This is a genomic window from Streptomyces sp. NPDC026575 (assembly GCF_055567415.1).
In genome coordinates this window covers 1-24,875 of the sequence record NZ_JBVHQM010000034.1, presented here as the reverse complement: position 1 = coordinate 24,875, position 24,875 = coordinate 1, and the positions used below count along the sequence as shown (strand labels likewise).

General features: G+C 70.8%; 22 protein-coding genes. 7 read left to right on the top strand and 15 right to left on the bottom strand.

The window, feature by feature from the left end; translation table 11 throughout:
- Nucleotides 1-73 precede the first annotated feature (73 nt).
- The 7 genes from ACZ4NB_RS33500 to ACZ4NB_RS33470 form a co-directional block, all read right to left on the bottom strand.
- A complete protein-coding gene (locus ACZ4NB_RS33500) occupies nucleotides 74-1,012 on the bottom strand; it encodes an NAD-dependent epimerase/dehydratase family protein (protein WP_467666800.1) in 939 nt (312 codons plus the stop codon).
- A gap of 360 nt (nucleotides 1,013-1,372) precedes the next feature.
- Nucleotides 1,373-2,215, bottom strand: coding sequence for a DUF4190 domain-containing protein (locus ACZ4NB_RS33495; RefSeq protein ID WP_467666799.1), 843 nt, complete (start codon nucleotides 2,213-2,215; stop codon nucleotides 1,373-1,375).
- A 104-nt stretch (nucleotides 2,216-2,319) separates the two neighbouring features.
- A complete protein-coding gene (locus ACZ4NB_RS33490; RefSeq protein WP_467666798.1) occupies nucleotides 2,320-4,047 on the bottom strand; it encodes a sigma-70 family RNA polymerase sigma factor in 1,728 nt (575 codons plus the stop codon).
- Nucleotides 4,048-4,204: 157 nt separating this feature from the next.
- A complete protein-coding gene (locus ACZ4NB_RS33485; RefSeq protein ID WP_467666797.1) occupies nucleotides 4,205-5,776 on the bottom strand; it encodes an alpha/beta hydrolase in 1,572 nt (523 codons plus the stop codon).
- 198 nt (nucleotides 5,777-5,974) lie between these two features.
- Nucleotides 5,975-6,628, bottom strand: a complete 654-nt coding sequence (locus ACZ4NB_RS33480) for a response regulator transcription factor (RefSeq protein ID WP_467666796.1) — start codon at nucleotides 6,626-6,628, stop codon at nucleotides 5,975-5,977.
- Between the two features lie 177 nt (nucleotides 6,629-6,805).
- Nucleotides 6,806-8,530, bottom strand: coding sequence for a sensor histidine kinase (locus ACZ4NB_RS33475; protein ID WP_467666860.1), 1,725 nt, complete (start codon nucleotides 8,528-8,530; stop codon nucleotides 6,806-6,808).
- A 337-nt stretch (nucleotides 8,531-8,867) separates the two neighbouring features.
- Entirely contained in the window at nucleotides 8,868-9,296 is a 429-nt protein-coding gene (locus tag ACZ4NB_RS33470) for a nuclear transport factor 2 family protein (RefSeq protein WP_467666795.1), read from the bottom strand.
- A gap of 356 nt (nucleotides 9,297-9,652) precedes the next feature.
- Here ACZ4NB_RS33470 and ACZ4NB_RS33465 point away from each other — a divergent pair, with 356 nt between their 5' ends.
- Nucleotides 9,653-11,206, top strand: coding sequence for a serine/threonine-protein kinase (locus ACZ4NB_RS33465; RefSeq protein ID WP_467666794.1), 1,554 nt, complete (start codon nucleotides 9,653-9,655; stop codon nucleotides 11,204-11,206).
- On the opposite strand, the gene ACZ4NB_RS33460 is transcribed toward ACZ4NB_RS33465, so the two are convergent.
- The 3 genes from ACZ4NB_RS33460 to ACZ4NB_RS33450 all read right to left on the bottom strand — a co-directional run bounded on the left by ACZ4NB_RS33460 (nucleotide 11,203) and on the right by ACZ4NB_RS33450 (nucleotide 14,815).
- Entirely contained in the window at nucleotides 11,203-12,750 is a 1,548-nt protein-coding gene (locus tag ACZ4NB_RS33460; protein WP_467666793.1) for a protein kinase domain-containing protein, read from the bottom strand. The two genes, ACZ4NB_RS33465 and ACZ4NB_RS33460, sit on opposite strands and share 4 nt — an antisense overlap.
- A gap of 87 nt (nucleotides 12,751-12,837) precedes the next feature.
- Nucleotides 12,838-13,578: a PP2C family protein-serine/threonine phosphatase gene (locus tag ACZ4NB_RS33455; RefSeq protein ID WP_467666792.1), complete on the bottom strand. Its 741-nt coding sequence runs from the start codon at nucleotides 13,576-13,578 to the stop codon at nucleotides 12,838-12,840.
- Nucleotides 13,579-13,609: 31 nt separating this feature from the next.
- Nucleotides 13,610-14,815, bottom strand: coding sequence for a site-2 protease family protein (locus ACZ4NB_RS33450; RefSeq protein WP_467666791.1), 1,206 nt, complete (start codon nucleotides 14,813-14,815; stop codon nucleotides 13,610-13,612).
- A gap of 99 nt (nucleotides 14,816-14,914) precedes the next feature.
- Between ACZ4NB_RS33450 and ACZ4NB_RS33445 the strand changes: the two genes are divergently transcribed.
- Both ACZ4NB_RS33445 and ACZ4NB_RS33440 read left to right on the top strand, forming a co-directional pair.
- Nucleotides 14,915-15,202: a hypothetical protein gene (locus tag ACZ4NB_RS33445; protein WP_467666859.1), complete on the top strand. Its 288-nt coding sequence runs from the start codon at nucleotides 14,915-14,917 to the stop codon at nucleotides 15,200-15,202.
- 149 nt (nucleotides 15,203-15,351) lie between these two features.
- Nucleotides 15,352-15,759: a hypothetical protein gene (locus ACZ4NB_RS33440; protein WP_467666790.1), complete on the top strand. Its 408-nt coding sequence runs from the start codon at nucleotides 15,352-15,354 to the stop codon at nucleotides 15,757-15,759.
- 106 nt (nucleotides 15,760-15,865) lie between these two features.
- Here ACZ4NB_RS33440 and ACZ4NB_RS33435 read toward each other — a convergent pair whose 3' ends face one another.
- The 3 genes from ACZ4NB_RS33435 to ACZ4NB_RS33425 all read right to left on the bottom strand — a co-directional run bounded on the left by ACZ4NB_RS33435 (nucleotide 15,866) and on the right by ACZ4NB_RS33425 (nucleotide 18,008).
- Nucleotides 15,866-16,240 (bottom strand): hypothetical protein, encoded by a 375-nt coding sequence (locus tag ACZ4NB_RS33435; RefSeq protein ID WP_467666789.1) that lies wholly within the window; start codon nucleotides 16,238-16,240, stop codon nucleotides 15,866-15,868.
- Nucleotides 16,241-16,415: 175 nt separating this feature from the next.
- Nucleotides 16,416-17,123: a transglycosylase family protein gene (locus ACZ4NB_RS33430; protein ID WP_467666788.1), complete on the bottom strand. Its 708-nt coding sequence runs from the start codon at nucleotides 17,121-17,123 to the stop codon at nucleotides 16,416-16,418.
- Between the two features lie 243 nt (nucleotides 17,124-17,366).
- Entirely contained in the window at nucleotides 17,367-18,008 is a 642-nt protein-coding gene (locus ACZ4NB_RS33425) for a 4'-phosphopantetheinyl transferase family protein (protein WP_467666787.1), read from the bottom strand.
- 539 nt (nucleotides 18,009-18,547) lie between these two features.
- On the opposite strand from ACZ4NB_RS33425, the gene ACZ4NB_RS33420 reads away from it, so the two are divergent.
- From ACZ4NB_RS33420 to ACZ4NB_RS33405, 4 genes are all read left to right on the top strand, one after another.
- On the top strand, nucleotides 18,548-19,714 hold the full coding sequence (locus tag ACZ4NB_RS33420; protein ID WP_467666786.1) for a sensor histidine kinase: 1,167 nt from the start codon (nucleotides 18,548-18,550) through the stop codon (nucleotides 19,712-19,714).
- Nucleotides 19,715-20,011: 297 nt separating this feature from the next.
- Nucleotides 20,012-20,680 (top strand): response regulator, encoded by a 669-nt coding sequence (locus ACZ4NB_RS33415; protein ID WP_467666858.1) that lies wholly within the window; start codon nucleotides 20,012-20,014, stop codon nucleotides 20,678-20,680.
- A gap of 793 nt (nucleotides 20,681-21,473) precedes the next feature.
- Entirely contained in the window at nucleotides 21,474-21,947 is a 474-nt protein-coding gene (locus ACZ4NB_RS33410; RefSeq protein ID WP_467666785.1) for a DUF5919 domain-containing protein, read from the top strand.
- Complete coding sequence (locus tag ACZ4NB_RS33405; protein WP_467666784.1) at nucleotides 21,940-22,407, top strand: NUDIX hydrolase; 468 nt, start codon at nucleotides 21,940-21,942, stop codon at nucleotides 22,405-22,407. Before ACZ4NB_RS33410 ends, ACZ4NB_RS33405 begins: the two co-directional genes overlap by 8 nt.
- A 144-nt stretch (nucleotides 22,408-22,551) precedes the next feature.
- Here the strand turns inward: ACZ4NB_RS33405 and ACZ4NB_RS33400 are convergent, their stop codons facing one another.
- Nucleotides 22,552-22,764 (bottom strand): bacteriocin immunity protein, encoded by a 213-nt coding sequence (locus tag ACZ4NB_RS33400; RefSeq protein WP_467666783.1) that lies wholly within the window; start codon nucleotides 22,762-22,764, stop codon nucleotides 22,552-22,554.
- A 29-nt stretch (nucleotides 22,765-22,793) separates the two neighbouring features.
- On the bottom strand, nucleotides 22,794-24,875 hold a 2,082-nt coding region (locus ACZ4NB_RS33395; protein ID WP_467666782.1), incomplete at its 5' end, for an RHS repeat-associated core domain-containing protein.

The window sequence follows — 24,875 nt, the reverse complement described above, 5'->3', positions numbered from 1 at the left end:
GCGACGTCATCGCGCCGCCCGCCCGCCTCCCCGGCCGGTGCACCCGCCGGGGAGTGCTTCGCCGTCGCGGGCGTCACGCCGTGCCCAGCCGCTCGCGCCACCACTCCACCGTCGCCTTGATCTGCTCGTCGACGGGGGTGGCACGGACCGCGAACTCGGCTTCGTAGGCGCTCGCGTCCACCACGAACGGGCGGTCGAACTGGTAGCGGATCTCCTTCATCTCCCGGATCAGCGGGGAGAGGAGCCCGACGACGCCGAGCACGGCCGGCGACAGCCCGCGCACCGCGACCGGGCCCGTTCCCGACTGGGCGGCGAGGCGGTCGACCATCTCCCGGACGGACCGCGCGGGCTCCGTCGGGACGTGCCAGGCCCGCCCCCAGGCCCGTTCCTCGCCCGCGACCTCGACCAGGGCTTGGGCCACATCGGGGAGATAGCTCCAGCTGTGCGGGGCGTCCGGGTCCCCGAGCGTGGAGACCGGCTTGCCGCGCAGCAGTCGCGGCATGACCCGCGCGGCCAGATGTCCGGCGTCGGTCACGCCCGGCCCGAAGAAGTCCGACGCCCGCAGCTCGACCGCCTTGATGCGCCCCTGCTCGTGCAGTGTGCGCGCCTGCTCCCACACGGCGGCGCGCACCCGCCCCTTGGGGCCGGTCGCGGCGAGCGGCAGGTCCTCGGTCAGGGGGCCGTCCACCGGGCCGTAGCCGTAGAGGTTGCCCAGCATGACCAGGGTGGCGCCGGTCGCCTCGGCCGCCGCGCAGAGCGACGCGGCCAGCGGCGGCCACTGACTCGCCCAGCGGTGGTAGGGCGGTGCGGCACAGCTGAAGATCGCCGTCGCGCCCTGTGCCGCCTCGGTCAGCCGCGCGCCGTCCGCCGCGTCCAGCGCGACATGTTCGATACCGGCTTCCGGACTCCGGCCTGTCTTGGTGATCACCCGCACCGAATGACCCTTTTCGACCAGCAGCCGAGCGGTAGCCATTCCGGCGGGCCCGAATCCTATTACGACATAAAGGCTCACGAGCGCACACTAGCGCGGGGGCCTGTGAGCCCTGCGCCTGGTGAGTCGGGGCCGAGCCACGCGGGGCCGGATATCGATGCTTTCGGTCAGCCACGGGTCGGCCCGAATCCTTGCCCCGCGGCGCCATGTGCCTGGGTCCCGTGCCGGAGGAAGCCGACCAGGGCAAGGAAAACGTGGCGCGATCGGCGGCCGACGCGTTCCCGATGACGTCTCGAAATGGTCGATCCGCTGCGCAACCGGCCGCCGCATTTCGCGCCGGGTTCCCTCATATTTCCAGCCGGGTTTCCTCCATGCCGCACGTGGCGTTCTCGGTAGGGCGGACACGGAAGGCCGGCGGGCGCGGACCTGGTGGGACAGCCCTTAGCGGGCCGGTCCCGTCCAGATGGCGTCCTCGTGGCGGCCGTCGGGGGAGACCTCCAGCTGGAGCTCCTCGGCGCCGCCGGGGGAGACGGAGTAGGAGAACCGGCTGACGGCGCGCTTGCCGGGCAGCAGCGTGCCGGAGAACGGCTCGGTCGCGCCGTTGCCGTCGAAGATGTTGCCGGCCGGTGCGCCGTCGGCATCCCGTACGGACGGCAGGGCGCTGGTGATGTCGATCGGCTTCTTGCCCCCGTTGACGATCGTGACCTTCAACCGGACCGCCAGATCGCCCTTCTCGTGGCCGTAGGCGACGCTGTCCGGCCGGTACGGCTCGGGCTTGCCGACGGTGACGGTGACCCCGTCGTCATACCTCCGCGGCTGACCGAAACGCAGCGGACGGTCGGCACCCGCGTCCGAGGGAGCGGCGGTCGGGCCGTGCCGTTCGCGGTTCTTCGCCCTCGCGTCGTCCACGGCGTGCCTCACGAACAGCACGGTGAGGAACAGGCCGACGACCGCCAGCACCATCGCGAGACCGCCCAGGACCGCGCCGGCCAGCGCCATCCCCTTGGGGGTGGCCAGGCCCTTGCGGGCCCGGCTGTGACCGACCAGGCCGAAGATCAGGGCGAGCACGCCGAGGACGCCCGAGAGCCAGAACAGGAACGGGATGAAGCCGAGGATCGTGCCGATGATGCCGGTGGTCAGCGCGGCGACGCCGAGACCGTTGCCCGTCTGCCCGGACGCCGGCGGAACCATCGCCGGGTACGCGAAGGGCGGCCGGTCGTGCGGCTGGTCCTCGGCCGGCGGGGCCCAGGGGTCCGGGCGGGGGGTGTTCTCGGGCAGCGTCATTCGTGGTCCTTTGCGGGAACTCCTGGGCGGAGCACCCTAACAAGCGGTTTATCGAGCGCCGGGCACCAGGCACCAGGCGCCAGGCACCGGGCATCGAGCACAGGTCAGAAGCCGAAGAGCTGGGTCCAGGTCCAGTCCTTCTGGACCAGGCCGACGCCCATGGTGTTCAGGTCGCAGTTGAGGATGTTCGCGCGGTGGCCGGGCGAGTTCATCCACGACTGCATCACGCTCTCCGGGGAGCTCTGGCCCTGGGCGATGTTCTCGGCGCCGGGGTTCTGGTAGCCCTGCGCCTGGGCCCGGTCGACGAAGCTCCGGCCGTCCCGGCTGGTGTGGTCGAAGTAGCCGTTGCCGGACATGTCCTCGCTGTGCAGCTGGGCGGCGCGGGCCAGGCGGTCGTCGGAGGTGAGTCTGCCGCAACCCGCCTTGGCCCGTTCGGCGTTGACGAGTGCCAGGACCTTCTCGGCGGGGGTGTCGGCGGGATCGGCCGCGGGCGTGGAAGGCGGCGTGGGCTTCGCCGTCGGCGGCTTCTTCGACCGGCTCGGGGCGGCGGACGAGGGGGCCGGCGAGGGCTTCCGGGAGGCGGACTTGCCGGGCTTGGGAGAGGAGGACTTCGAGGCGGTGCGCGACGGCGAGGCGGCGGGGGGCGAGGGCCGGGTGAGGTCCGGCACGTTCGCGGGCGCCGAGCGCACCGCCTCCCGCTCCTCGCCCGGCGACAGGATGGCTATCCCGCCGACCGTGCCGCCTATGACCAGCAGGGCGAGACCGGCGGCCGTACGGGATGCCCGCCGCCGGCCCTGTTTCTCCCTGCGGCTCTGTGCGCGGCCCGGGCGCTGTGTGCGGCCGGGTATTCGATGGCCACCGCCCGCGGAGGGGGTGACGGCGGTGCCGCCCGGGCCCGCGCCAAGTGAGCCGGGCGCACCGGCCTGGTCGACCGGGACGGTGCGGCCGACCAGGTCCGCATGGCCACCCGGATCCGCGTGGCCGACCTGACCGACCGCCTCGAAGGTCACCGTCTCGGCGGACGCCCTGGCCCCGTGGAGGGCGGCCAGCCCCGCCAGCCCGCCCAGCACCCCGGTCACCGGCACCAGGCCGAGGCCCACCAGCAGCCCCTCGGCGGGCACCAGTCCCGCCTCGAAGCCCGAACAGACCGTGCAGTCACGGGCGTGCCGCGCGATCCGCTTGCGCCACAGCGCCGACGGAAGGCCGTCCCAGGACGCGAGCACATCGTCCAGCAGCACACAGCGGGGGCTCGCGGACAGCGCCCGCACCACCAACCGGGCCGTCTCCAGCTGCGCCTTCATCCGCTGTACCCGCACCGCGGTGTGCTGCGGCGACAGTTCCAGCGCCGCGGCCACCTCGGCCCGGCTCAGCTCGCCGGTGGCCTCCAGCCACCACAGCGAGAGCAGCGCGCGGTCGTCGGTGTCCAGCCAGCGGGTGGCCTCGGCCGCCTCGCGGCGCTGCCCCTCCAGCCCGAGCCGCAGAATGGTCAGGTCCACGAAGTCCGCGCCCGGGTCGGCCACGTCGTACGCGTCCTGCAGACCGGAGTCGGTCGGTGCGGCGTGGTGCTTCTGCCAGTGGCTGCGTATCTGGTTCATCGTGATGGCCACCAGCCAGGACCGGAAACGTCCCGGATCGTGCAGCGCGCCGAGGCCGCCGAGCGCGCGGATCATGGTCTCCTGCACCACGTCGTCGACGTCCGCATGCCCGTTCAACGCGCGGCCGACGACGTTGTACACCAGCGGCAGATACCCGGCGACCAGCTCGTCCTGAGCCCGCTGGTCCCCTCGCCGAGCCGCCTCCACCACGCTGTCGTGTTCCGTGCTCGCGCCCACGCCTGTCCACTCCCTTTCCGGTCCTCGCCTTTCCTGCCCGGCACAAGGGAGACCGCCGGCGGCGGTGCACGATAACGGAAAGTGCGCCGCGAACCGAGTGCATGCTCGGACGGCGGGGGGCTCAGGTGCGGGCCCCCCGCCGCCGGCTGCGCCGTGATCAGGAGCAGACGGTCCCGTCCGCCGGGACCTCGCCGTCGAGCAGATGCCCGTTCACGGCCTTGGTGGCGCACTGGTTCACGCCGTACGTGCCGTGCCCCTCGCCCTTGACGGTGACCAGCACCCCCACGCCCTTGCCGAGCTTGTCGGCCATCTTCCGGGCGCCCTCGACGGGGGTCGCCGGGTCGCCCGCGTTGCCGATGACGACGATGGGGGCGGCGCCCGGCGCCGAGACCTCGGGGGTGTCGCTCCTGCCGGTGACCGGCCAACCCGTGCAGCCGAGCAGGCCCTTGGCGGTCAGCTCGCCGAAGACCGGCGACGCCTTGCGGAACTCGGGCAGTCTGGTCCGCACCTCCGCGGGGGTGAGGCGCTGCCTGGTGTCGGCGCAGTTGATCGCGGAGTTGGCCGTCTGCATGGTGCTGTAGCGGCCCTTGTCGTCGCGGCCGCTGTAGTTGTCGGCCATCATCAGCAGGTTGTCGCCGCTGCCCTGCTCCGCGTCCGACAGCGAGATCGTCAGGCTCGGCCAGCTCTCCTTGGAGTAGAGCATCGCGACGATGCCGACGACCGCCTGCTCCTGGGTGAGCCTGCGCCCGCTCTGGGTCGGCAGCGGCCGCTTCTCGGCCTTGGCCAGCAGGGCGGCGATCCGCCGGCGGCCTTCCTCGGCGTTCGGGTACGGGCAGCTGCCGGGCTTCTTGGCGCAGTCGGCGAGGTAGTCGTCGAGCGCCAGCTGGAAGCCCTTCGCCTGGCCCAGGGACTCCGCCGCGGGGTCCTTGGTCGGGTCGACCACGGCGTCCAGGACCGTACGGCCCACGTTCTTCGGGAACAAGTGGGCGTAGACGCCGCCGAGTTCGGTCCCGTAGGACATGCCGAAGTAGTTGAGCTTGGCATCCCCCAGGACCTGGCGTATCAGGTCCATATCGCGGGCCGCGCTCTCGGTGCCGACGTACGGCAGCACCTTGCCGGAGTGCTTCGCGCAGGCCGCCGCGGCCTTCCTGGTCTGCTCGGCCGTCCCGTCCAGGTCGAGGGTCTCGGCGCGCAGCGCGTCGAACTCCTTGTCGCTCAGGCACTTCACGCCGGCGCTGTCGCCGACGCCGCGGGGGTCGAAGCTGACCAGGTCGTAGCGCGAGCGCAGCGAGTGGGCCGGGGCGTAGCCGGGCAGGGTGGCCACGCCCGATGCGCCCGGTCCGCCGAAGTTGAACAGCAGCGAGCCGATCCGCTCGCCGCCGCCCTCGGCCTTGGCGCGGATCAGGGCGAGGTCGAGGGTGTCGCCGGTGGGCTTGGCGTAGTCCAGGGGCGCCTTCAGGTGCGCGCACTCCCACGCCGTGCCGTCCGGCAGCTTGCCGGGGGCCGTGCCGCCGCCCTGCGCGGTGGACGGCGCCGGGCAGGGCCGCCAGCTGAGCTTCTGGGAGGTGAGCGAGGCGGGCAGTGCGCCGGCTGCCGGGGAGGAGGCGGCGGGGCGGGGCGTCAGCGGGCCGGTGTCGTCCTGGCGGGGGCCGCAGGCGGTGGCGGTGAGGGCGAGGAGGACGGAGGCGGAGAGGAGAGTGGTGGTACGGCGGGAGGGCGATCCGGGCATGGTCGTCTTTCTGTGACGGGTTCCTGTGGCGGTGCTCTGTGACAGGGGGGCGGCTGGGGGCTGTTGCTCAGGGGGCGGGTGGGCAGGCGGTGTCGTGCCGTGCCTTGTCGTACGCCGCCCGGGAGGAAGGTCACGGGTAAGAAGGCGCCGCCGGGGGGCGGCTCGCAGCGGGTGTGATCGAAGTGCTGTGGTGGGGCGTCAGGTTCCCAGGCCGGCGTCCCGCGCCAGGAGGGCGGCCTGTACGCGGTTCTCGCAGCCCAGCTTGGACAGGATGCGGCTCACATACGTCTTGACCGTGGCCTCGCTCATATGGATCCGGGCTCCGGCGTCCGCGTTGGACAGGCCCTCGCCCAGCAGCGCCAGGACCTCCAGTTCGCGGTCCGTCAGCGTCTCCAGCCTGCGGCGGGCCTGCTCGGTGCGGCGGGCGGTCTGGCCGGAGGCCAGTGAGTCCACGACATGGCGGGTGGCGCCCGGCGACAGATACGCGTCGCCGGCCGCGGCGGCCCGTACGGCGCCCATCAGCTCCGCGGGGGCCGAGTCCTTGAGGAGGAAGCCCGCACTGCCCTCGGTCAGGGCGCGCAGCACGTTCTGCTGCTCCCCGAACGTCGTCAGGATCAGTACGCGGGTGTCGGGGACGGTCCGGCGGAGTTCGGCCAGGGCCGTCAGCCCGTCCATGACCGGCATCTGGATGTCGAGGAGGACGACGTCGACGCGCTGGGCGCGGGCCAGTTCGACCGCCTCGCGGCCGTTGGCCGCCTCCGCGACGACGTCGATGTCGTCGGCCGAGGTGAGAATCATCCTGATGCCCGCCCGAATGAGCGGCTCGTCATCCGTGACGAGAACCCTGATCACGACTCTCCTGCGCGGTCTTGAGCGGTCCTGCCTGCGGCCACTCGCCATCATCCCCGATCCGCCCGCCCGGAGCACCGGGCGGCCCGTGCGCCGCCCTGAGGGGTGCCGCTCCGATCTCCGACGCCAAGGGCTGTCCCGCCCTTAGGGCCTGTCCGATGGGTCGGGGCCGGAAAGGCCCTAGTCCTTGATCTCGAAGGACTCCTTCTCGATCAGCTTGCCGTCCCTGAAGCAGAACCGGTACACCGGGCTCTTGTCCAGGCTGCTGCCGAACTCCGTGGAGTTCAGGCTGAGGCACTTCGCCCCCTTGGGCACGGGCGGCGCGCCCTTCTCCAGCCCCTCGGTGAGGAACGAGGCCCCGTCGGGCAGCTTCTTGCGGACCTCCGACTCCGACTGCCCCACCGTCACCGTGTCGTACACCTTCGGCTCGATCATGGCCTTGTCCGCCTCGCCCGCCGCGACGACCAGCCCGAGGACCGCGACGATCACCAGCAGCAGGACGACCAACGCCGCCACCCCGCAGCCGATGGCTATCCCCTTTCCCCGTCTGTTCCTGCTCATTGCCTTGGCCAGCTCCTTCGGCATGCCGTTCCAGTCGTTGACCGGATCAGCGTCGCCCGGCGTGCCCGCCGGAAGCTGCTGCCGAAAGTCTCCGGTGCCGTCGACGAACGTCGTCGCCGTGCCGCCGGGCGCGGGGCCCGGGGCGCCCTCCGGCGAGGTGTAGGGCAGCACGCCCGCGAGCCGGAAGCCGCCGTCCGCCGTCGGGCCGGCGTGCACCATGCCGCCGACGAGCCGGGTCCGCTCCCCGAGGCCGGTCAGCCCCTGACCGCCGCTCACCGCGCTCCGGGCGCCGCCCTCGGGTGCCGGACCGTTGGTGACCTCCACGACCAGCGAGTCCGGCTCGTAGCGCAGCTCGACGGTGATCGAGGCGCCCGGGGCGTGCTTGTGAGCGTTGGTCAGGCCCTCCTGGACGAGGCGGTACGCCGCGTGATCGGCGGTCGGGGCGAGCGGGCGCACCTCGCCCGAGCGCCGCAGCAGCACGGCCGCACCCGCCCCCCGGGACGCCTCCACCATGCCGTCGATGCCGGCCACGCCCCGCGAGGGCGCCTTGGCCTCCTCCTGCCCCAGCGCGGCGAGGGCGTGGGTGGGGGCCTGCCCGGCGGCCACCGGAGGGATGCCCTGGTCAGGGGCCTCCGTGCCGTCCCGCAGCAGGCCCACCACCTCTCGCAGCTCGTGCATCGCGGCCACCGACGCCTCGCGCAGCACGCCCACGGCCTCCCGCTGCCGCCCGGTCAGCTCGCGGTCCACCTCCAGGGCGCCGGTGTGCACCGAGATGAGCGCGAGCTGATGGCCGAGGCTGTCGTGCATGTCCTGCGCGATGCGCTGGCGCTCGCGGATCCGGGCCTGAACGGCGATCATCTCGCGCTCGCGCTGCAGATGGGCGTGGTACTCGCGGAGGGTGTCGGCCAGGGTGCGGCGCTGGGACCAGTAGCGGCCGGCGAGTCCGGGCCCGATGACCGCGACCAGCGTCGCCAGGGCATTCATGATCAGGAATGCCAGGGAGAAGGGCGGTGGTTCCGACACCTGGGTCAGGCCGACGCTGAGGACGTAGGCGAGGACCAGGGTGCCGGCCGCCCGGCCGAACGCGGCGATCCGCCGCCCGGCCGACCAGCCGGTGACCAGGAGCATCGGGGCGAGGCCGCCGAGCCCGGCGGAGGCGACGGCGGTCACCAGCAGCACGGTCGCCGGCAGCGCCCGGCGCAGCGGCGACAGCAGTGCGGCGGCCAGGGCGGCGGCGACGGTGGCCGCGGTGCCGCTGCTGTCCAGGACCTCGATTCCGGCCGCCATCAACCCCATCGTGAGGCTCAGCAGCACCTCGCCCACGATGCGCCGGGGCGGCCACATACCGGGGTCGAAGAGAGTCCTGACCGGATCGGCCAGCCGCCGGGCCGCCGCGCGCAGCCTCGCCGCCGACGTCCGGTCCACCGGCTCCGTACGGTCCTTGCCTTCCACACCTGTCACGCGGCTACGTTAGGCAAGCCCGCCCGCCGACGACATCGCCTTTCGTCGCGACCAGCAGCGACCAAAGTCCCACGGCCGCGGCCGCCCGGCGCCCGGGACCGCTCGGCGCCCGGCGTTCCGGATACGGCTATCCGGGTCCGGGCGTCGGACGGGCATCCCTTGGATGGTTGCCCTCCAGAGACTCCTGGAGGACGGCTGGAAGCTGCCAGAGGCTGCCCCTCTAGAGGTTGTCGCCCCAGCCGCCCTGGATCATGGTCTGGAACGCCCAGGTCCCGTCCCGCCTGATCAGGATGTCGGCGTAGCGCAGCCGCTGGGTGCGGCCCTGTGCCGTCATGACCGAGTCCGAGAAGACCACGGCCATGGAGGGCGAGAGGAAGACGGGCGTCCGGGTGGACTCGAAGGCGATGTCCTCGCTGCCGTCCCCCATCACCTGTGTCATCGTCGCGACGAACCGCTCCCGGTCCCACTGCGCCGAGCGGCCGTCGCCGGCCGTGTCGTCGCTGACGAGGTTGAGCGGGAACACCGCCATATCGGCCATCCGCGCCACGTTGCGCTGCGCACTGTGCGCGTCGTACTCCGCGAACCATGCCTCCAGGCTCGCGCGGTCCTCGGCGGTCGGCTCGTACCCGGCGTCGGGCAGGAAGGTCACACAGACTCCTCACGGTCGTCGAAGGCGCCCCGCATCCAGACAGGGCTATTCAAGCTTGACTACTCGGGAGAAGATACCGACCTCGGCGACTCTAGTCAAACTTGAATAGATCGAGTGTCGCCGGCGCCTGCGCCGCTACGACAGCCGGCTGCCCGGCCACCTGCGCCGACCGGCCCTCGATCACCCGGCGTGACATCACGTGCGGTGGTGGCGCGCCTGCGTCCCAACCCGGTTGCGTCTCGGCGCGTGGAACGCGCTGCCGGATCGCAGGAAATCCGCCATCGTGGCCGGATCACCGCACCGGCTAAGGTGCTCCCGCGAACTGTTCAGGCGTGCGATGAGGGGAAGGTCTGACGGTGTCCGATCTGGGGCGGCTCATAGCCGGCCGTTACCGGCTGGTGGAGCGGGTGGGCCGCGGCGGTATGGGCACCGTGTGGCGGGCCGAGGACGAGCTGCTCGGCCGGCACGTCGCCGTGAAGAAGCTGCACATCCCGCCGCATCTGCACGACGACGAGGTCCTCAGGCTCCACGAGCGCACCCGCCGCGAGGCCCGCAGCGCCGCCCGGATCACCCACCCCCACGTGATCGTGGTGCACGACGTCGTCGACGACGAGGGCCTGCCGTGCATCGTGATGGAGTACATCCCCTCGGTCACGCTGAGCGACGTGGTCAAGCGGCAGGGCGCGCTGGCGCCGGGCGAGGCGGCCCGGATCGGCCGCAGCACGGCCGCCGCGCTGCGCGCCGCACACGACGTCGGAGTGCTGCACCGGGACGTCAAGCCCGCCAACGTCCTGCTCGGGCACGACGGGCGGATCGTCCTCACCGACTTCGGCATCGCCGTGGAGTCCGGCACCCCCACGCTGACCAAGACCGGCGAGCTGGTCGGGTCGATCCACTACCTCGCGCCGGAGCGCCTGCGGCCCGGGATCGCCGAGCCCGGTCCCGCGAGCGACCTGTGGTCCCTGGGCGCGACGCTGTATCAGGCGGTCGAGGGGCGCCACCCGTTCCAGCGGGACACCGCGATCGAGACGGCGTACGCGATCGCCGCCGAGGACTACCACCCGCCGCGCAACGCCGGACCGCTGACCTCGGTGATCGAGGGGCTGCTGGTGAAGGAGCCGGGGCGGCGGATGGCCGCGCACGAGGCCGAACGCCTGCTGGCCGAGGCGGCCGAGGCGGGCAGTTGGACCGCGACGGCGCCCGGGACCGCCTCCGCCGCCCCTGTCGCGTCCGCCGCCGCCGACCCGGCCACCCGCCCGGAGCCGGTGGCGGACCCCGTGGCCCCGGCGCACGGGGGCCGGCGCCGCCGGGCGGCGCTGTGGCTGGCCGTGGCGGCCGCGGTCGCCGCGTCCGTGACCGGCGGCGCCCTGCTGTGGCCCCGGGGCGACACCGACGCGACGGCCGGCGCGCCGTCCAAGGCCCCCGCCTCCGGCAGCCCGAGCCCCAGCCCCTCGCCGCTGCCGCCGCTGCCCGCCGGGTACCACCTGGAGAAGGCCGGGGAGGGCTTCTCCGTGCCCGTACCGGACGGCTGGAACCCCAAGGACGTGCCCGGCGGCGAGGTCGCCTATGTCGACCCGACCCGGCTGGTGGGACTGCGCGTCGACGTCGTGGAGTTCGCGGGTTCCGACCCGGTCCGGCACTGGGAGCAGACCGAGGAGGAGCAGACGCGCCGCGACAACCCGGGCTACGAGCGGGTCCGGATGGGCCCGACGACCTTCCGGGGACGGCCCGCCGGGTACTGGGAGTTCACCTTCCCGGGCCAGGCACGGGACTTCCGGGCCGTGGAGCTGTCCTTCAGCGGCACGGACGGCACGCAGTACGTCGTCTACCTCTCCGCGCCGAACGCCCAGTGGAACCAGTACCGGCCGGTCTTCGACAACGCGGTCAAGGGGATCCGGCTGCGGGCCTAACGGGTGTGGGACCCGGCGTCCGCCCGAATGCGCGTCTTGAGGACCTGGCTGCCGATGGCGAGCGTGACGCCCAGCAGCAGGACGTAGAAGACACCGATCTTCTGCAGGTCGTCGAGGAAGAACCAGACCGAGCCCAGACCGGTGAACCAGAACGCCACCAGCGCGAACCCGCCGGCGCGGGCGTCCTTGTAGCCGGCGGCGAGGCAGAGTGCGGCGACGACGCCCAGGACCAGGGCGATGATGACGTAGGTGGTGTCCCAGCCGAGGTAGCCGCGGGCGAGTTCGGACCAGACCGCCACGGCCTCCGCCACCGGCCCCCACACCACCGCGCACGCCAGCCGCGCCGACCACAGCAGCAGCACCGCCCCCGCCACACCGGCGAGCAGGGCGACCCGGGAGAACTGGCCGACCTCGATCACATCGGCCCGGGCGATCACCAGCGTCAGCAGACAGCCGAGCAGCGCCACCGCACCCTCCGCCGTCGGCCGGAACACCACCCGCGCCGGGCTCCGGCGCGGGGCGGACAAGGCCGGTGAGGACTGCGGGGACTGCGGGACTTGCGAGGCCGGTGGGGCCTGCGGGGACTGGGGGCCCGGCTCGCCACCTGACTCCCGCCCGCCGCCGGACTCCCGCCCGCCGCCGGACGGTGCCGCGACGGCCGCCCCGGCCGCGGGGTCGACGGTGGTGGGGGTCCGCAGCGGCACGGCCTGCGGGGACGCGGCCGCCGCGGTGAGCGCCGCCCGCATCGCGGCGGCGTCCGCGAAGCGGTCCTCCCGGTCCTTGCGCAGCGCCCGGGCGATCACCTCGTCCACGGCGGGCGGCAGCTCCGGGCGCAGCCGGGACGGCGGCACGGGTTCCGCGGCCAGATGCTGGTGCATGACGGAGAACGGTGAGTCCCCCGTGTACGGCGGACGCCCGGTCAGCAGCTCGTAGAGCAGGCAGCCCACGGCGTACAGATCCGTACGGTGGTCGGTCGCGGCTCCGTTGATCTGCTCCGGCGCCAGATAGGCGGGGGTGCCGACCGCCACGCCGGTCCCGGTCAGCCGGGTGACGGCCTCGCTGAGCGCCTTGGCGATCCCGAAGTCGACGACCTTGACCTTCTGGCCGCCGGTGAGCATGACGTTCGCGGGCTTGATGTCCCGGTGCACGATGGCGTGCCGGTGGCTGTGGTCCAGGGCCTCCAGCACCTGCCCCACGATGTCGGCCGCCTGCGCCACCGGCAGCGCGCCGTCCTTCAGCACCTGGCCGAGGGTCCGGCCCGCCACGTACTCCATCACCAGATACGGCTCGGCCGAGCCGCCCGCGGCGTCCTCGCCCACGTCGTGGACGGTGGCCACACCGGGGTGGTTGAGCGCGGCCGCGGCGTGCGCCTCGCGCTGGAACCGGGCGAGGAACTCGGGCTGCAGCGCCAGCTCGGCGGAGAGGGTCTTGACCGCGACGGTACGGCGCAGCCGGCGGTCGACGGCCCGGTAGACCGTCCCCATCCCGCCGTGTCCGAGCTGCTCCACCAGCTCGTACCGCTCCCCCAGGATTCTGTGCTCCACCGGATTCCTCCACGGACCGAAAACGCCAACACGGCGGAAGACGGACTGGAGCGCGGCAGGGTTCCCCCGGCCACGGGCGGTGCGGGGTCACTCGCCGATGCCGAGCAGGGCCAGCGTGATGTTGTCGGGGCCGCCCGCCTCGATGGCGGACTTCCACAGCTCGAAGGCGGCCCGGCCGTTCTCGTGGGCCCGCAGCAGCTCGTCGAGCTCGTCCTCGGGCACCGGGTCGGTCAGACCGTCGGTGCAGATCAGATAGCGGTCCCCGGCGGTGAGCGGGGCGGTGGTGACGTGCGGGGTGATGGCGCAGAAGCGCGTGGCGCCGCCGAGTGCCTGGGTGACGAGGGAGGTGGTGCGGCAGCCCGGCAGCAGGGGCGGGCTGTCGTCCACGCTGACCTGGCGCAGACCGTCCCCGGTCGCGTCGAGCACCCTGCTGTCGCCGACGTTGAAGATCAGCAGCGACTCCGCGAGGACGACCGCGCCGGCGACCGTGGTCCCCATGGTGGTCAGGTCCGGATCGCGGCCGGCCGCCGCGTACACCGCGCGGTTGCACAGGCTCAGGGCCTCGCGGACGGCCTTCTCGCTGCTGAGGGACGGGCCGACCGCGGCCAGCTGCCGTACGGTCAGGGCGCTGGCCACCTCGCCGCCCGGCTGGCCCCCGATGCCGTCGGCGACCGCGACGACGAGCGGGGTGCCGAGCGGGAAGACCAGGGTCTGCGGGTTCTCGGTCACGGTGCCGCACAGCGTCCAGGGGCCGGCGACCAGGCTGTCCTCGTTGTGGTCGCGGAGCAGGCCGGGGTGGCTGAGGGCCGTCACGGTGATGTACCGCATGGCGGGATGCCGCCTCTCTGCGTCGTCGGGCTCAGTCACCCGGCTCGGTCGTCGGACCGGGCGTCGGACCGGGCGTCGGACCGGGCGTGGGACCGGGCGTCGTACCGGGCGTGGGACCGCCGCCCAGGGTCTGCCGCCGCATGAGCCGGGAGACGTCCTTCCCGGTGACGATCCCGGCCAGCCGGCCCCCGTCCACGACCAGCAGGCGGGTGCCGGTCCGGAGGGTGAGGCGTTCGAGGGCCTCGCTCAGCGGGTCGTCCGGGGCGGCGACCGCGCACTGGGACAGCGGGGTCGCCACCTCGCGCACCCGCAGGTTCTCCCGCTCGGCCGGCGGCACCACCGCGAGCCTGCGCAGCTGCACCACGCCGCTGGGGCGGCCCTCGAAGTCGAGCAGCGGGAGGACGGAGTGGTGGGAGGGCACCGCCACGTCCTCGATGAAGCGCTGGACGGTCAGCCAGTCGGCACCCGTCACCACCGGGCTGGACATGGCGTCGGCGACCCGAACGCCGCGCAGCGCGGTGTGCAGTGCGGCCCGGCGGCGCTCCGCACCGGCGACGATCATGATGAAGAGGCCGACGAAGACGATCCACAGTCCGCCCGGCGCCCCGCGCAGCACGGAGATCCAGCCGACGGCCACCATCAGCACACCCATGACCTGGCCGCTGCGGGAGGCCGCCAGATCGGCCCGCTCCCGGTCGCCGGTGCGCCACCACATGACCGCCTGCACCACCCGTCCGCCGTCGAGCGGCACGGCGGGCAGCAGATTGAACGCGCCCAGGAACAGATTCGCCCAACCCAGCCACATCGCGACCACCGCGGGGATCTCCGCCCAGCCGGCCAGCAGCTGCAGGCCGAAGCCCGCACCGAGCGCGACGCCCCCGATGACCAGGCTGGTCAGCGGGCCGCTGACGGCCACCAGGAAGGCCGCGGCGGCGGTCTTGGGCCGGCCCATCCGCGTCATACCGCCCAGCGCCCACAGCGTGACGTCCTCGACCGAGATCTTCTTCCGGCGGGCGGTCGCCGCATGCGCCGCCTCGTGCAGCAGCAGGCTGCCGGTGAGCAGCGCGGCGCCCACGACGCCGGCGAGGGCGTAGACCGCACCCGAGCGGCCCGGGGTCCAGACGGGCAGGGCCTGCCGCCCGAGGCCGACCGCGAACAGGCCCACCAGCAGCGGAACGCTCCAGTGCATCCGCAGTGGTACGCCGACAACCTGTCCGACCCGGACCGATCCGTTCATCGTCGTCCTCACCCACCCCAATTGTCGCTCGCCAGGGATGACGGGAGGGCCCTTACGCTGGACGTAATGACGGGAGCGCTGGACCTCCGGAGGTGCGCCATGGGGCACAGCCACCACTTCCACCTGGATCAGGACGGCCACTCGATCACCGTGAACGTCGGCCCCGGCCGCGACGGGGAGATCGAGCTGCTGGTCGACGGCAAGGTGATCGCCTACCAGAAGGAGCACGGCCCGGGGATGAACGTCCTGGCCGGTGAGCTGCCCGACCAGCCCGCCCACCCCTTCCGGGTGCTGCTCCGCCAGCCGCACCTCGTCCCGTCCGTGCCCCGCTGCACGCTGGAGCTGGACGGCGTGGAGCAGCCGATGCCGGAGCGGCTGGTGCTCTGAGGAGGGGCCGGTGCTCTGGGGAGGAGTTGGGCCACCCGGCTGATTCTCGGCTTCGAGCGTTTTATTCCCTGCGGGTTGAACGACGATGCCGATGGACAACGGCAGCACGATACGTCTGGCATCGAAACGATGAACAGGCGAGGAGCACCGTGAGAAGAATTGCACAGGCGGGAAGCGTCATCGGGGCATGCGGACTGGTGCTGTTCGGCGCCGGGGCAGCGCAGGCCGTGACCGTCCCGGGCGAATCCCTGTTGTCGGCCGTGGCGGGCGCGGACGTCGGCACCGTGACCGGCATGGTCTCCGGGGTGGTCTGCAACAACCGCCTCGCCGACTTCAATTACAAGTCGCCGGTGCGCAAGGCGCCCCACCCCTGCATCAACGGCCCGGTACACAGCGGCAACAACAAGCACAGCGGCAACTTCATCAACCACGGCAATCCCAACAACAGCGGCAACCTCCACAGCTCCAACGGCTCCACCAACAGCTCCAATTCGACCGCAGGAGCCTCGGAGGGCAGCGGCAACAACATCCAGAAACTCCTCGGCCTGCACCACTGAGACCGAGCGAGCACGGTCACAGCGAGCACGGTCACAGCGAGCGCAGCGAAGCGGCCCCGTTCCCGGTACGTTCCGGAAAACGGGGCCGCTTCGCTGTGCGTGGACGTCAGAAGTGCGTGGAGCCCGAGGCCCGTCCGATGTGCTGGATGTCGTTGCTGGTCTTGCTCTCGGCGCCGGTGGTGCCGCCGGAGTCGTCGTTGGTGTTGCCGTTGACGTTGGTCGGGCTGCCGCTGTTGTTCGGGTTGCCCGTCATGTCGACGTTCTGCGCGTACTTGACGTTACCGCTGTTCACGGGCCCGTTGACACAGATCTTGGCCCGGGGACCGCAGCGGAGGATGGCGTGGAAGCTGGCGATGGTGTCGCTGTTCCACACCCCGTCGCCGTAGCCGTCGAACCCGTCCCACGCCTGCGCCGGCGACGCCCCACCGACGGCCAGAAGCAGCCCGCAAGCTCCTGCGATCACATATTTGACGCGTGCCATGTTCTTCACTGTGTGCTCCTGCACCTCGCGGTTTGGTCACCCGCGGACTTGCTACCGGGCGGGCCGGTCTCCACCAAGCCTGAGCAACGGCCCGTTGCCCGTATTCACCCTCTCCGACCACCGGATTCACCATGACGGCCCTCCGGGTGGCCACGGCCGTACCCGGCCGCGCCGCTCAGGCCCGCAGCCGGTGCCCCGGGTAGAGGTGGTCCGGCCCCTCGGGCCTCCGGCGCTCGTGCTGCTCCTGGCGGTTCCCGGGACCGTCGGGGGTGTCGGTGCGCTCGGCCCCCTCGATGCGCTTGGCACCCTCGGTACGTTCGGTGCGCTGGACGCTCTCGGTGCGTGCGGCGGTCTCGGTACGTTCGGCGCTCTCATTGCGTGCGCCCCCCTCACGACGGCACTCACGCGGGCTTCCACCGTCCCTGCCATCCCTGCCATCCCCGCCGGCCCCGACGCCCCCGCCGGCCCCGACGCCCCCGCCGGCCCCGACGTCCCCGCCGTCGCTCTCGGGGGTCCGCTGGGTGGTGCGGTTGGTGGCATGGCCGCAGTTGGGCCAGGCGGACAGGCCCTGGTCGCGGACGATGCGGCGGCCGATGGCGATCTGCTCGGCACGGGTGGCGAGGTCGGCCCGTGGCGCGTAGCGGCGGCCTCCGTAGGCGCGCCAGGTGCTCAGGGCGATCTGGAGGCCGCCGTGGTAGCCGTTGCCGGTGTTGATGTGCCAGCGGCCGTTGCTCTCACAGGCGGCGATGCGCTCCCAGTCGGGCACCGGTCCGTACGGCACGTCCTGCGCCGCGCTCGGACCGGCCGGGCCTAGGATGCCCAGCACGGCCAGCAGCACGGACAGGACCGATTCGGCGGACCGCTTGGCGAGGGGCGACGGCATCACGGGCATCCTCCGCAGTGCTCCGGCAGCGCCGCGGCGCAGTGCACGCCACGAACGGTGGGCACACACCAACTAACCCGGAAATATGGTTTTCTGCATGCCGGGAGAGCGCGACATGCGGGCGATTCACCCAGGTGGACCATTGTCCGAGCCGTCGCCCCGATAGCGCGTCAAGGACCGAATTCAGGCCATCACTGGGGAATTGACGGCGGTGCCGTCGCGGATACGGTCGGAAACGGGCAATTACGTGACCGAATAGGCGAAGGACGGGGTGAGCGGAAGCGGTTCGGGGGTCGCCACGGCGAACTCGTAGGCGGCCGAGAACGCGAAGTTCCTTACCGAGACACGGACTTCGAGGCCGTAGGGATCGGGCACCGTGACCGTGCCGTGGTCGGCACCGAATCCCGCCTCGATGCGCTCCGGAGACACGGACAGACCGCGCCCGACGGCCTGCATGGCGGCGTCCTTGCGCACCCAGAAGCGCGTGATCAGACGCTCCCGCTCGTCGGCGGCGCAGTTCGCCGCGAGCTGCGCCTCCCGGGCCGTCAGCACCTCGTACGGGGTGTCGGGCGGGCTGCCGTCACGGTGGACGGACTCCACGGAGAAGCCCATCTGGCGGGCGTCCTCACCGCACGCCACGACCAGCAGGCCACGGGTGCCGTACAGCTCCCAGTGGCCGGCGGCGGCCATCGCGGTGCCCACCCGGTCGGGGAGCCGGGCCAGCAGCCAGCGGCGGGACGCGGTGTCGAGGGTGGCTCGGGAATGCCCGTTCAGGCCCAGGCAGTTGTCCGGGGACAGCGTGCCCCTGGCTCCGCCGCGCGGGGAGGACGCGGCGGACGGGGACCCCATGGGGACGACGAATACGGGTACGGAGGTGGCCGCCACGCCCGGATGCCCATGCGGGTACGGTCGAGCGGGCGGTTGCGCCGGTGCGGGGGATGCGGGGCGGGCCGGGGCCCGGTGCTGCTGGTGGTGCCGGTGGTCAGAAACGTCCTGGTCAAGGCGCTCCGGACAGAGTTCGAGAAGAGCGGCGTTCGTTTCCACGTACTTTCCGTCCTCCACAGTTGAACGGTGCCAAGGCCGCACTGGGTGAGTGGCGGCCCGTCATACAGATGTTGTCTCCCCCTTTTTCGCCTACATCGATCGATACAGACAGCCCAAGGTTTGCAGATCCTCCGGAGCCTTCGGGTCCTCCCTCCTGCTGATGTACGGCTACATACTTCGATGTACGGGAGACCGCCCCAAATTCGGGCGCCAGGGCCAAGAGAACGGGCAGAGCACCGAAGTACTGTCCTCGTGTGTGGTTACGCCCTTTCCCAAGTACGCACGCACGCCGCCGGCCCATACCGCTCCGTGACCTCAGAATGGCGGTGGGTTTCTTCGCCGGCTGTCTCATTCTGTATGTCCTGGGCGGCCCCCGGGTCATGGCCAGCGACATTCCCGCCTGGCAGGCGGTCCTCCCGGTGCTCGTGCTGTGTACGGCGACGGCGTTCCGCAGCGCGCTGCCGCCCATGGCGGTCGCGGTCGGCACCGTCACCGTCACCGTGGAGATGACCTCCAGCGGCGGCCTGGTCCCCGTGCTGATCTACACGGACCTGCTCTACGCGGCCGCCCTGTACGGCGCCTCGTGGCTGTGCCGGGTGCTGCAGTTCGGGACCGTCGCCGTCACCATCGCCACCACGGTCACCCTGGTCGCCCTCAGCGACCGCTCGGAGGGGGTGACGACCGGCGTCATCGTCGCGATGCTGCTCATCTCCCCCGTATGGACCGGGCTGTTGATAAGGAACCACAAGGCGCGCGCGGACGCCGAGCGGGAGCGCGCCGCGCAGATCAACCGCCTGGCGGAGCTGGACCGCAAGACCGTCCTGCAGACCGAGCGCACCCGTATGGCCCGTGAACTGCACGATCTGGTGGCCAACCACCTCAGCGCGATCGCCATCCACTCCAGCGCGGTGCTGTCCCTGACGGAGGCCAAGCGGGCGGCGGAGGGCGACGCCGACGTGGCAGGGGAGGCCGGGTCCAAGGCCGCGGCCCCCGACGACCCGATACTCCAGGCCCTCGCCGTGATCCGCGAGAACAGTGTGCAGGGGCTGGCCGAAATGCGCCGCATGGTGGTGCTGCTGCGCTCCGACCGCGGCGTGGACGACGACTGGGATCGCCCGCAACTCAACGCCCTCGGCGCCCTGGTCGAACAGGCCCGCCCGGCCGCCGACGCCGCGGCCCTGACCCTGCACACCGACTTCCCCGAGACCTTCCCCGAGGTCTCCTCCGTCATCGAGGTGACGGCGTACCGCATCGTGCAGGAGGCACTGACCAACGTCCTCAAGCACGCCTCGGCGGGGCGGGTGCGGATCCGCTGCCAGACCGGCGCCGAACAACTCACGATCACCGTCGACAGCCCGCTGGCCCGCCCCGACCCCCGCACCCGGCAGCACCCCGTGGAGCGGCTGGCCAGCGGCGCCGGGGCCGGCCTCACCGGCATGTCCGAACGGGCCGCCCTGGTCGGCGGCGTCTTCGACGCGGGCCCGGACCGCACCGCCCCCGGCCGCTGGCGGGTAAGGGCGGTACTACCACTGACACAGAACTCCTAGGGCAGCCCACCTAGGGCAGCCCAGAGACCAACACAGCCCGTAGACCCACACAGATCGACTCCCGGAGCGGAACCACTCCGGGTACCAGCACGGGGGCGGTGAGGACGAGAGATGGAGCAGCAAGTGGAAGAGCCGGTGGACGAGTTAGCGAACGGTCTGGTGCACGACGACGCCGCGAAAGGACCGGCGGCGGGGCCCGCACCGTCATCGGCCGCCGTGCCGATGACGGCCCCCGACCCCACGACGGCCTCCGAACCGTTACCGGCTCCCGCGCCGCCCTCGTGCCCCACCCCGCCCATCCGCGTCCTGGTGGCCGACGACCAGGCCGCCGTACGCTCCGGACTGGTCCTGGTCCTGCAGACCGACCCGGACATCACGGTCGTCGGCGAGGCCGGCGACGGCGAGACGGCGGTCCGCCTGGCCGCCGAACTCCGCCCCGACGTCGTCCTCATGGACGTCCAGATGCCCCAGCTCAACGGCGTCGCCGCCACCCGCCGCATCGTCGAACGCGGCCTCGCCGAGGTCCTGGTCCTGACCACCTTCGACCTCAACGAGTACATCTTCGGCGCGCTGCGAGCGGGCGCCGGCGGCTTCATCCTCAAAAACGCCGAACCCGCCGTCCTGGTAGGCGCCGTACGCGAGGTCGCCCACGGTGACGGCTTCCTCACCCCCGCGATCGCCCGCCGCCTGATCACCGAATTCGCCGGCCGCCCCCCGTCGGCGGTCCCCATCCCCACCCTGCCCGACGACTCCTCCCAGGCCCTCGAAACCCTCACCAAACGCGAACTCGAAGTCCTCGCCTGCATCTCCCAGGGCCTGGCCAACAGCGCCATCGCCGAAACCCTCAACCTGGCCGAGGGCACGGTGAAGACCCACACGAGCCGGATCTTGTCGAAGCTCAACCTGCGCAGCCGCGTCCAGGCGGCGATTCTGGCGCAGCAGCATGGGATCGCTTTGCGGGGGTGAGGGCCACACCGAACGGTCCCGGGGCAGGGGCGTGGGCGGGCCCATACTTGCCGTGGGCCCGTCCCTCCCGTGTCCCGTGCCCCGTGTCCACACGCATCGCCGTGCCCCGACGGCGGCGTCGAGGCCCTCATCGTCCGGAACGGGCAGCCGCGCACCCCAACTCTCCGCCACCCGTCGCACATTGACCAACGACGCGGTCAATTCGACTGCCAGCAGATGAATCTCTCCGGGAGTCCACGTGCGGGCTTCCAGGATGCGGCCCGCTTCCTCAATGAGTTCGTCGGCCATCCCAAGCTGCGCCACCTCCACCTCATCGGCGATCCGGGACACGAACCCCGCCCCGTCACCTACCAGGAAGCACGGGTTCCCATCCGGGCTCAGCCACGGCAGAAGCCGAGCGATGCCAGTGGAACTCATCGGCCTGCCACCTCCACACCGTGAATCCAGCGCGGCCCGGCATCAAGCCCGTACGCGGCGAGCCACAGCGCCCGCCGCCGCCCGCGCTGCAACCGCCGTTCCCGCACTTCGCCGCGCCATGCTTCAGGCACACATGACGGATCCCCACTTGGCCGAGAGGTGCGGTGTCGATATCAAAACCGTCGGCCGCTGGATCACCGAGACCGGGCGCGTCCCCCGTTCCCGGCACAGGTGGGCCGTCTGCGAAGCACTCGGAGAGGACGAGGCAGTGTTGTGACCGGCAGCCGCTAGGAAGGCCATCAAGGTTGGTCCCGACCGTGAGGTCGTTTCCGTCTACCCTTACCGCTCCGCCTGTCCAGCCTCCCTTTGGCGGTCGTTGATCACCAAAGCGGAGCGTGATTTGACCTTCGCGGCCTACACCAACTACTTCCTCTGGCTCGAACAAGCCCAGTTTGGTGCAGCGCTACGACGAAAGGCCGCGCGTGGATGCGGGGTTCGCTTTCTGCTCGGTGACCCTGACAGCGATCTCACTCGCTCGCGCGAACAGGATGAAGGTGTCGCCCTGACTCTGTCGACGCGTATCCGCGTGACTCTCGCCGAGTTGGGGAAGATCAGAACGCAGCCGGGCATTGACGCGAGGCCCAGCGATGGGCACGCCTACCTGTCCGTGTTTCGCTTCGATGACGACATGATCGAGACGCCGCTGCTGACGCACAGCGTTGGGCACGATGCTCCGACACTCCATCTACGGCGTCACCAGGATGACGGCATATTTGACCGCTTCGCCACGCACGTAGAGGAGTTGTGGCACAGAGGAACTCCAGTAGGGGAAGGGGCCAGCAATGGGTAGGCGCGACTACGAGGACGACCCGAACGCACCCGCAGCGAACAGCCTGGTACCGGCCGCCTCTGCGATCGTCGTCGACGACTCCGGACGCCTCCTGCTTCAGCGTCGGCGCGACAACGGCATGTGGGCCCTTCCCGGTGGCGCCATGCAGATTGGCGAATCACTGCCGGCCTGCGCCATCCGAGAGACGCTCGAGGAGACCGGGTTCCATGTCGATATCATGGGAATCGTCGGCACCTACACCAACCCCCGTCACGTCTTCGCCTACGACGATGGCGAAGTGCGGCAAGAGTTCTCCATTTGCTTCCTCGCCCGTCCCGTGGCAGGGCAGTTGGCAGCATCCGAGGAATCCACGGATATTCGATGGTTTGATCCCGGAGAGATTAACGCGCTCCCCGTGATCCCGAGCGTCCGAAAGCGCGTGAACGACTGGCGCGACAGTAGTATGCCCGCGATCCGGTAATTCGGATACCCCCAGTTTTTGCCTCCAATCTCCGCACCGACCGACCCTGGGGCCATGACCTATCAGTTCACTCCCTGACTGATTGACAGTCCAACTACACCCACGGGCCGGACCTCCGCCTAACGGGATCCCATCAATCTAGACCTACAACTCTACCGGGCGGTAAGCGAGAGCCTTGTCTACCACTTCTTCAGCCGTCAGCTTGGGAGTGTTGTAGTAGATGAGGTCCGTAACGCGTGGGTGCAACACACTAGACTTCAATTGGTCAACGAGATGATCTTCCTCCTCCTCAGGAAGTTCCGCGTCGATGAGTTGCTGGACCATACGGACCAATTCTTCACGCGACCTCTGTTGCATTTTTCACGACTCCTCCCAGGCGGCCCTCTCTAACCGTTTCCAAAATGATAGCCGCCATCCAGTATCTCTTTATGATACCGCGGCGTCACCACGACTAGATTGTCGAGATCGTACACACCACCACCATGCTGGATTGGCTTTATATGATGCAGAACATATCTCCCCTGACCTAGATGCTGTGCCGCTGGAGCAAAGGGGGACTTGCCGCCAGCCATAGCAGTTTGACCGGATTTGTCGAACTGTGTGGCCAGTTCATCATGCCGCGAGACTTCCTTCCAGAAGGCTTCACGAAACTTGTCAAAGCTCTCGAACTCTCTCCCTTGCAGCTCTCTGGCTACCTGCCCTGGGATCCTTCCCGCGTTCCCCTCCGACCCTCTAAGCCATTGCCCATTGACGTCCGGCAATGAGCTTCCCCCTGTCGCCGCACCGGGCGAGTTCCGGAATTCCTTTGAACTCTTCGGGCCTGCTATTTCGCAACCAGCCAGACCCAAGGGGTCCATTAGCACATGGGGGTTGACAACATAAGCGGCGGGGTTCGGAGCAGGAGCCAAGCCTAGGGGATCAGGGGCGGTGTAGCGAGCGGATATGGGATCGTAGTAACGATGGAAGTTGTAGTGGAGTTGCGTTTCGGGATCAGAGTATTGGCCCGGAAAGCGGAGGGGAGTGTAGGCGCTCGCTTCACGATTCCAAGTGGTGGTGCCCCAGATATTGGTGCGGCTGCTCCAGACAATGGATCCGGAAGTGTCTACGAGCTCGGCGGGGGAGCCGACGAGGTCGGTAGCGATGGCGAAAAAGCGCTGATCTATTACCTGTTGGGCGGCGTTGGCGAGTGCCGTGGTTTTGCGTTCGGTTTGGGTGAGAGGGGTGAGGCCCTGGTGGTCCCAGGTGAGAGATAGGGCGCCTGACCGACCCGGGGCGTGAGCGGACTGTTCGGTGAGGGTGGGGCCATCCCAGGTGAATTCTATCTGCTCTGCGACCGTCACAGCATCGGCTGCCAGGCGCTGTTTAGATATTCGGCGGCCGGAGGGGTCGTAGAAGTAGCGCCAGGTGGTGCCGTCGGGGGTGATGACCGAGGTGAGGCGGTCCTCAGTGTTCCAGGTGTAGCGCCAGGTGACCGGCTTGCGGGAAAGGCGGATCTTCTGGCGGAGGGTTACGCGGCCGAGGGCGTCGTGTTCGTAGCGGATGGCACCGGCGCGCGTGATGTTGGTGCCGGTGTAGGTGCGGTCGCCACGGGCCGATGGGTTGGGGTGGCGGTCGGGCCAGGTGGCGTGGGTTTGGTTCCCCACCTCGTCGTAGGCGTACGTCTCGGACCAGTCAGCGGCATGGACGGCGGTGACGCGGCCCGCGCGGTCGAGGTCGAAGGTGCGGCGGCCGGTGTGGGAGTCGTCGATCGCGGTGAGGTTGCCGTCCGGGCGGTAGGTGTAGGCGCGGCGGAGGACGTTCTGTACTTCTGCGGCGGCAGTGTCGGGTGCCTGGACGGTGCCGGTTCCCACAGTGGTGAGGGATTGAGCGGCGAGTCGACCCGTGGGGTCCCAGGTGTGCGACAGCTGAAGGGAGTCGCCGATGGTGCGGGTGAGTTCCTGGCCGGCGGCGTCGTGGTCGAAGGTGAGGACGTGGCCGGCGATGTCCATGGCGGTGCGGTTGCCGGCGGCGTCGTAGGTGTAGGTGGTGGTGTGGCCGGTGGGGGTGGTTCGGGAGGTGCGGCGGCCCAGGGCGTCGTAGGTGAACGTCATGGTGCGGCCGTTGACCGACTCGGCGGTGACGCGGCCCAGGACGTCGCGGGTGTAGGTGACGGTGGCGTCGGGGCTGGTGGCCCTAAGGAGATGTCCGGTGGGGGAGTGGGCGTAGGTGGTAGGGATGCCGGCGGCGTCCTTGGACGTGATGCGGCCCAGGGCATCTCGGGTGAGAGCGGTGACTTCGCCGAGGGCGTTGGTGCGGGTGGTGAGTTGGCCGGCGGGGTCGTGGGTGTAGGTGAGGGTGCGGTCGTCGAAGTCGGTCTCGAAGGCTAGACGGCCTGCGGGGTCGTAGGCGTAGTTCCAGGTCAGGCCTTGGGGGTTGGTGACCTGGGTAAGGCGGAGTTCGGTGTCGTGGGTGAACTCGTGGCGGACGCC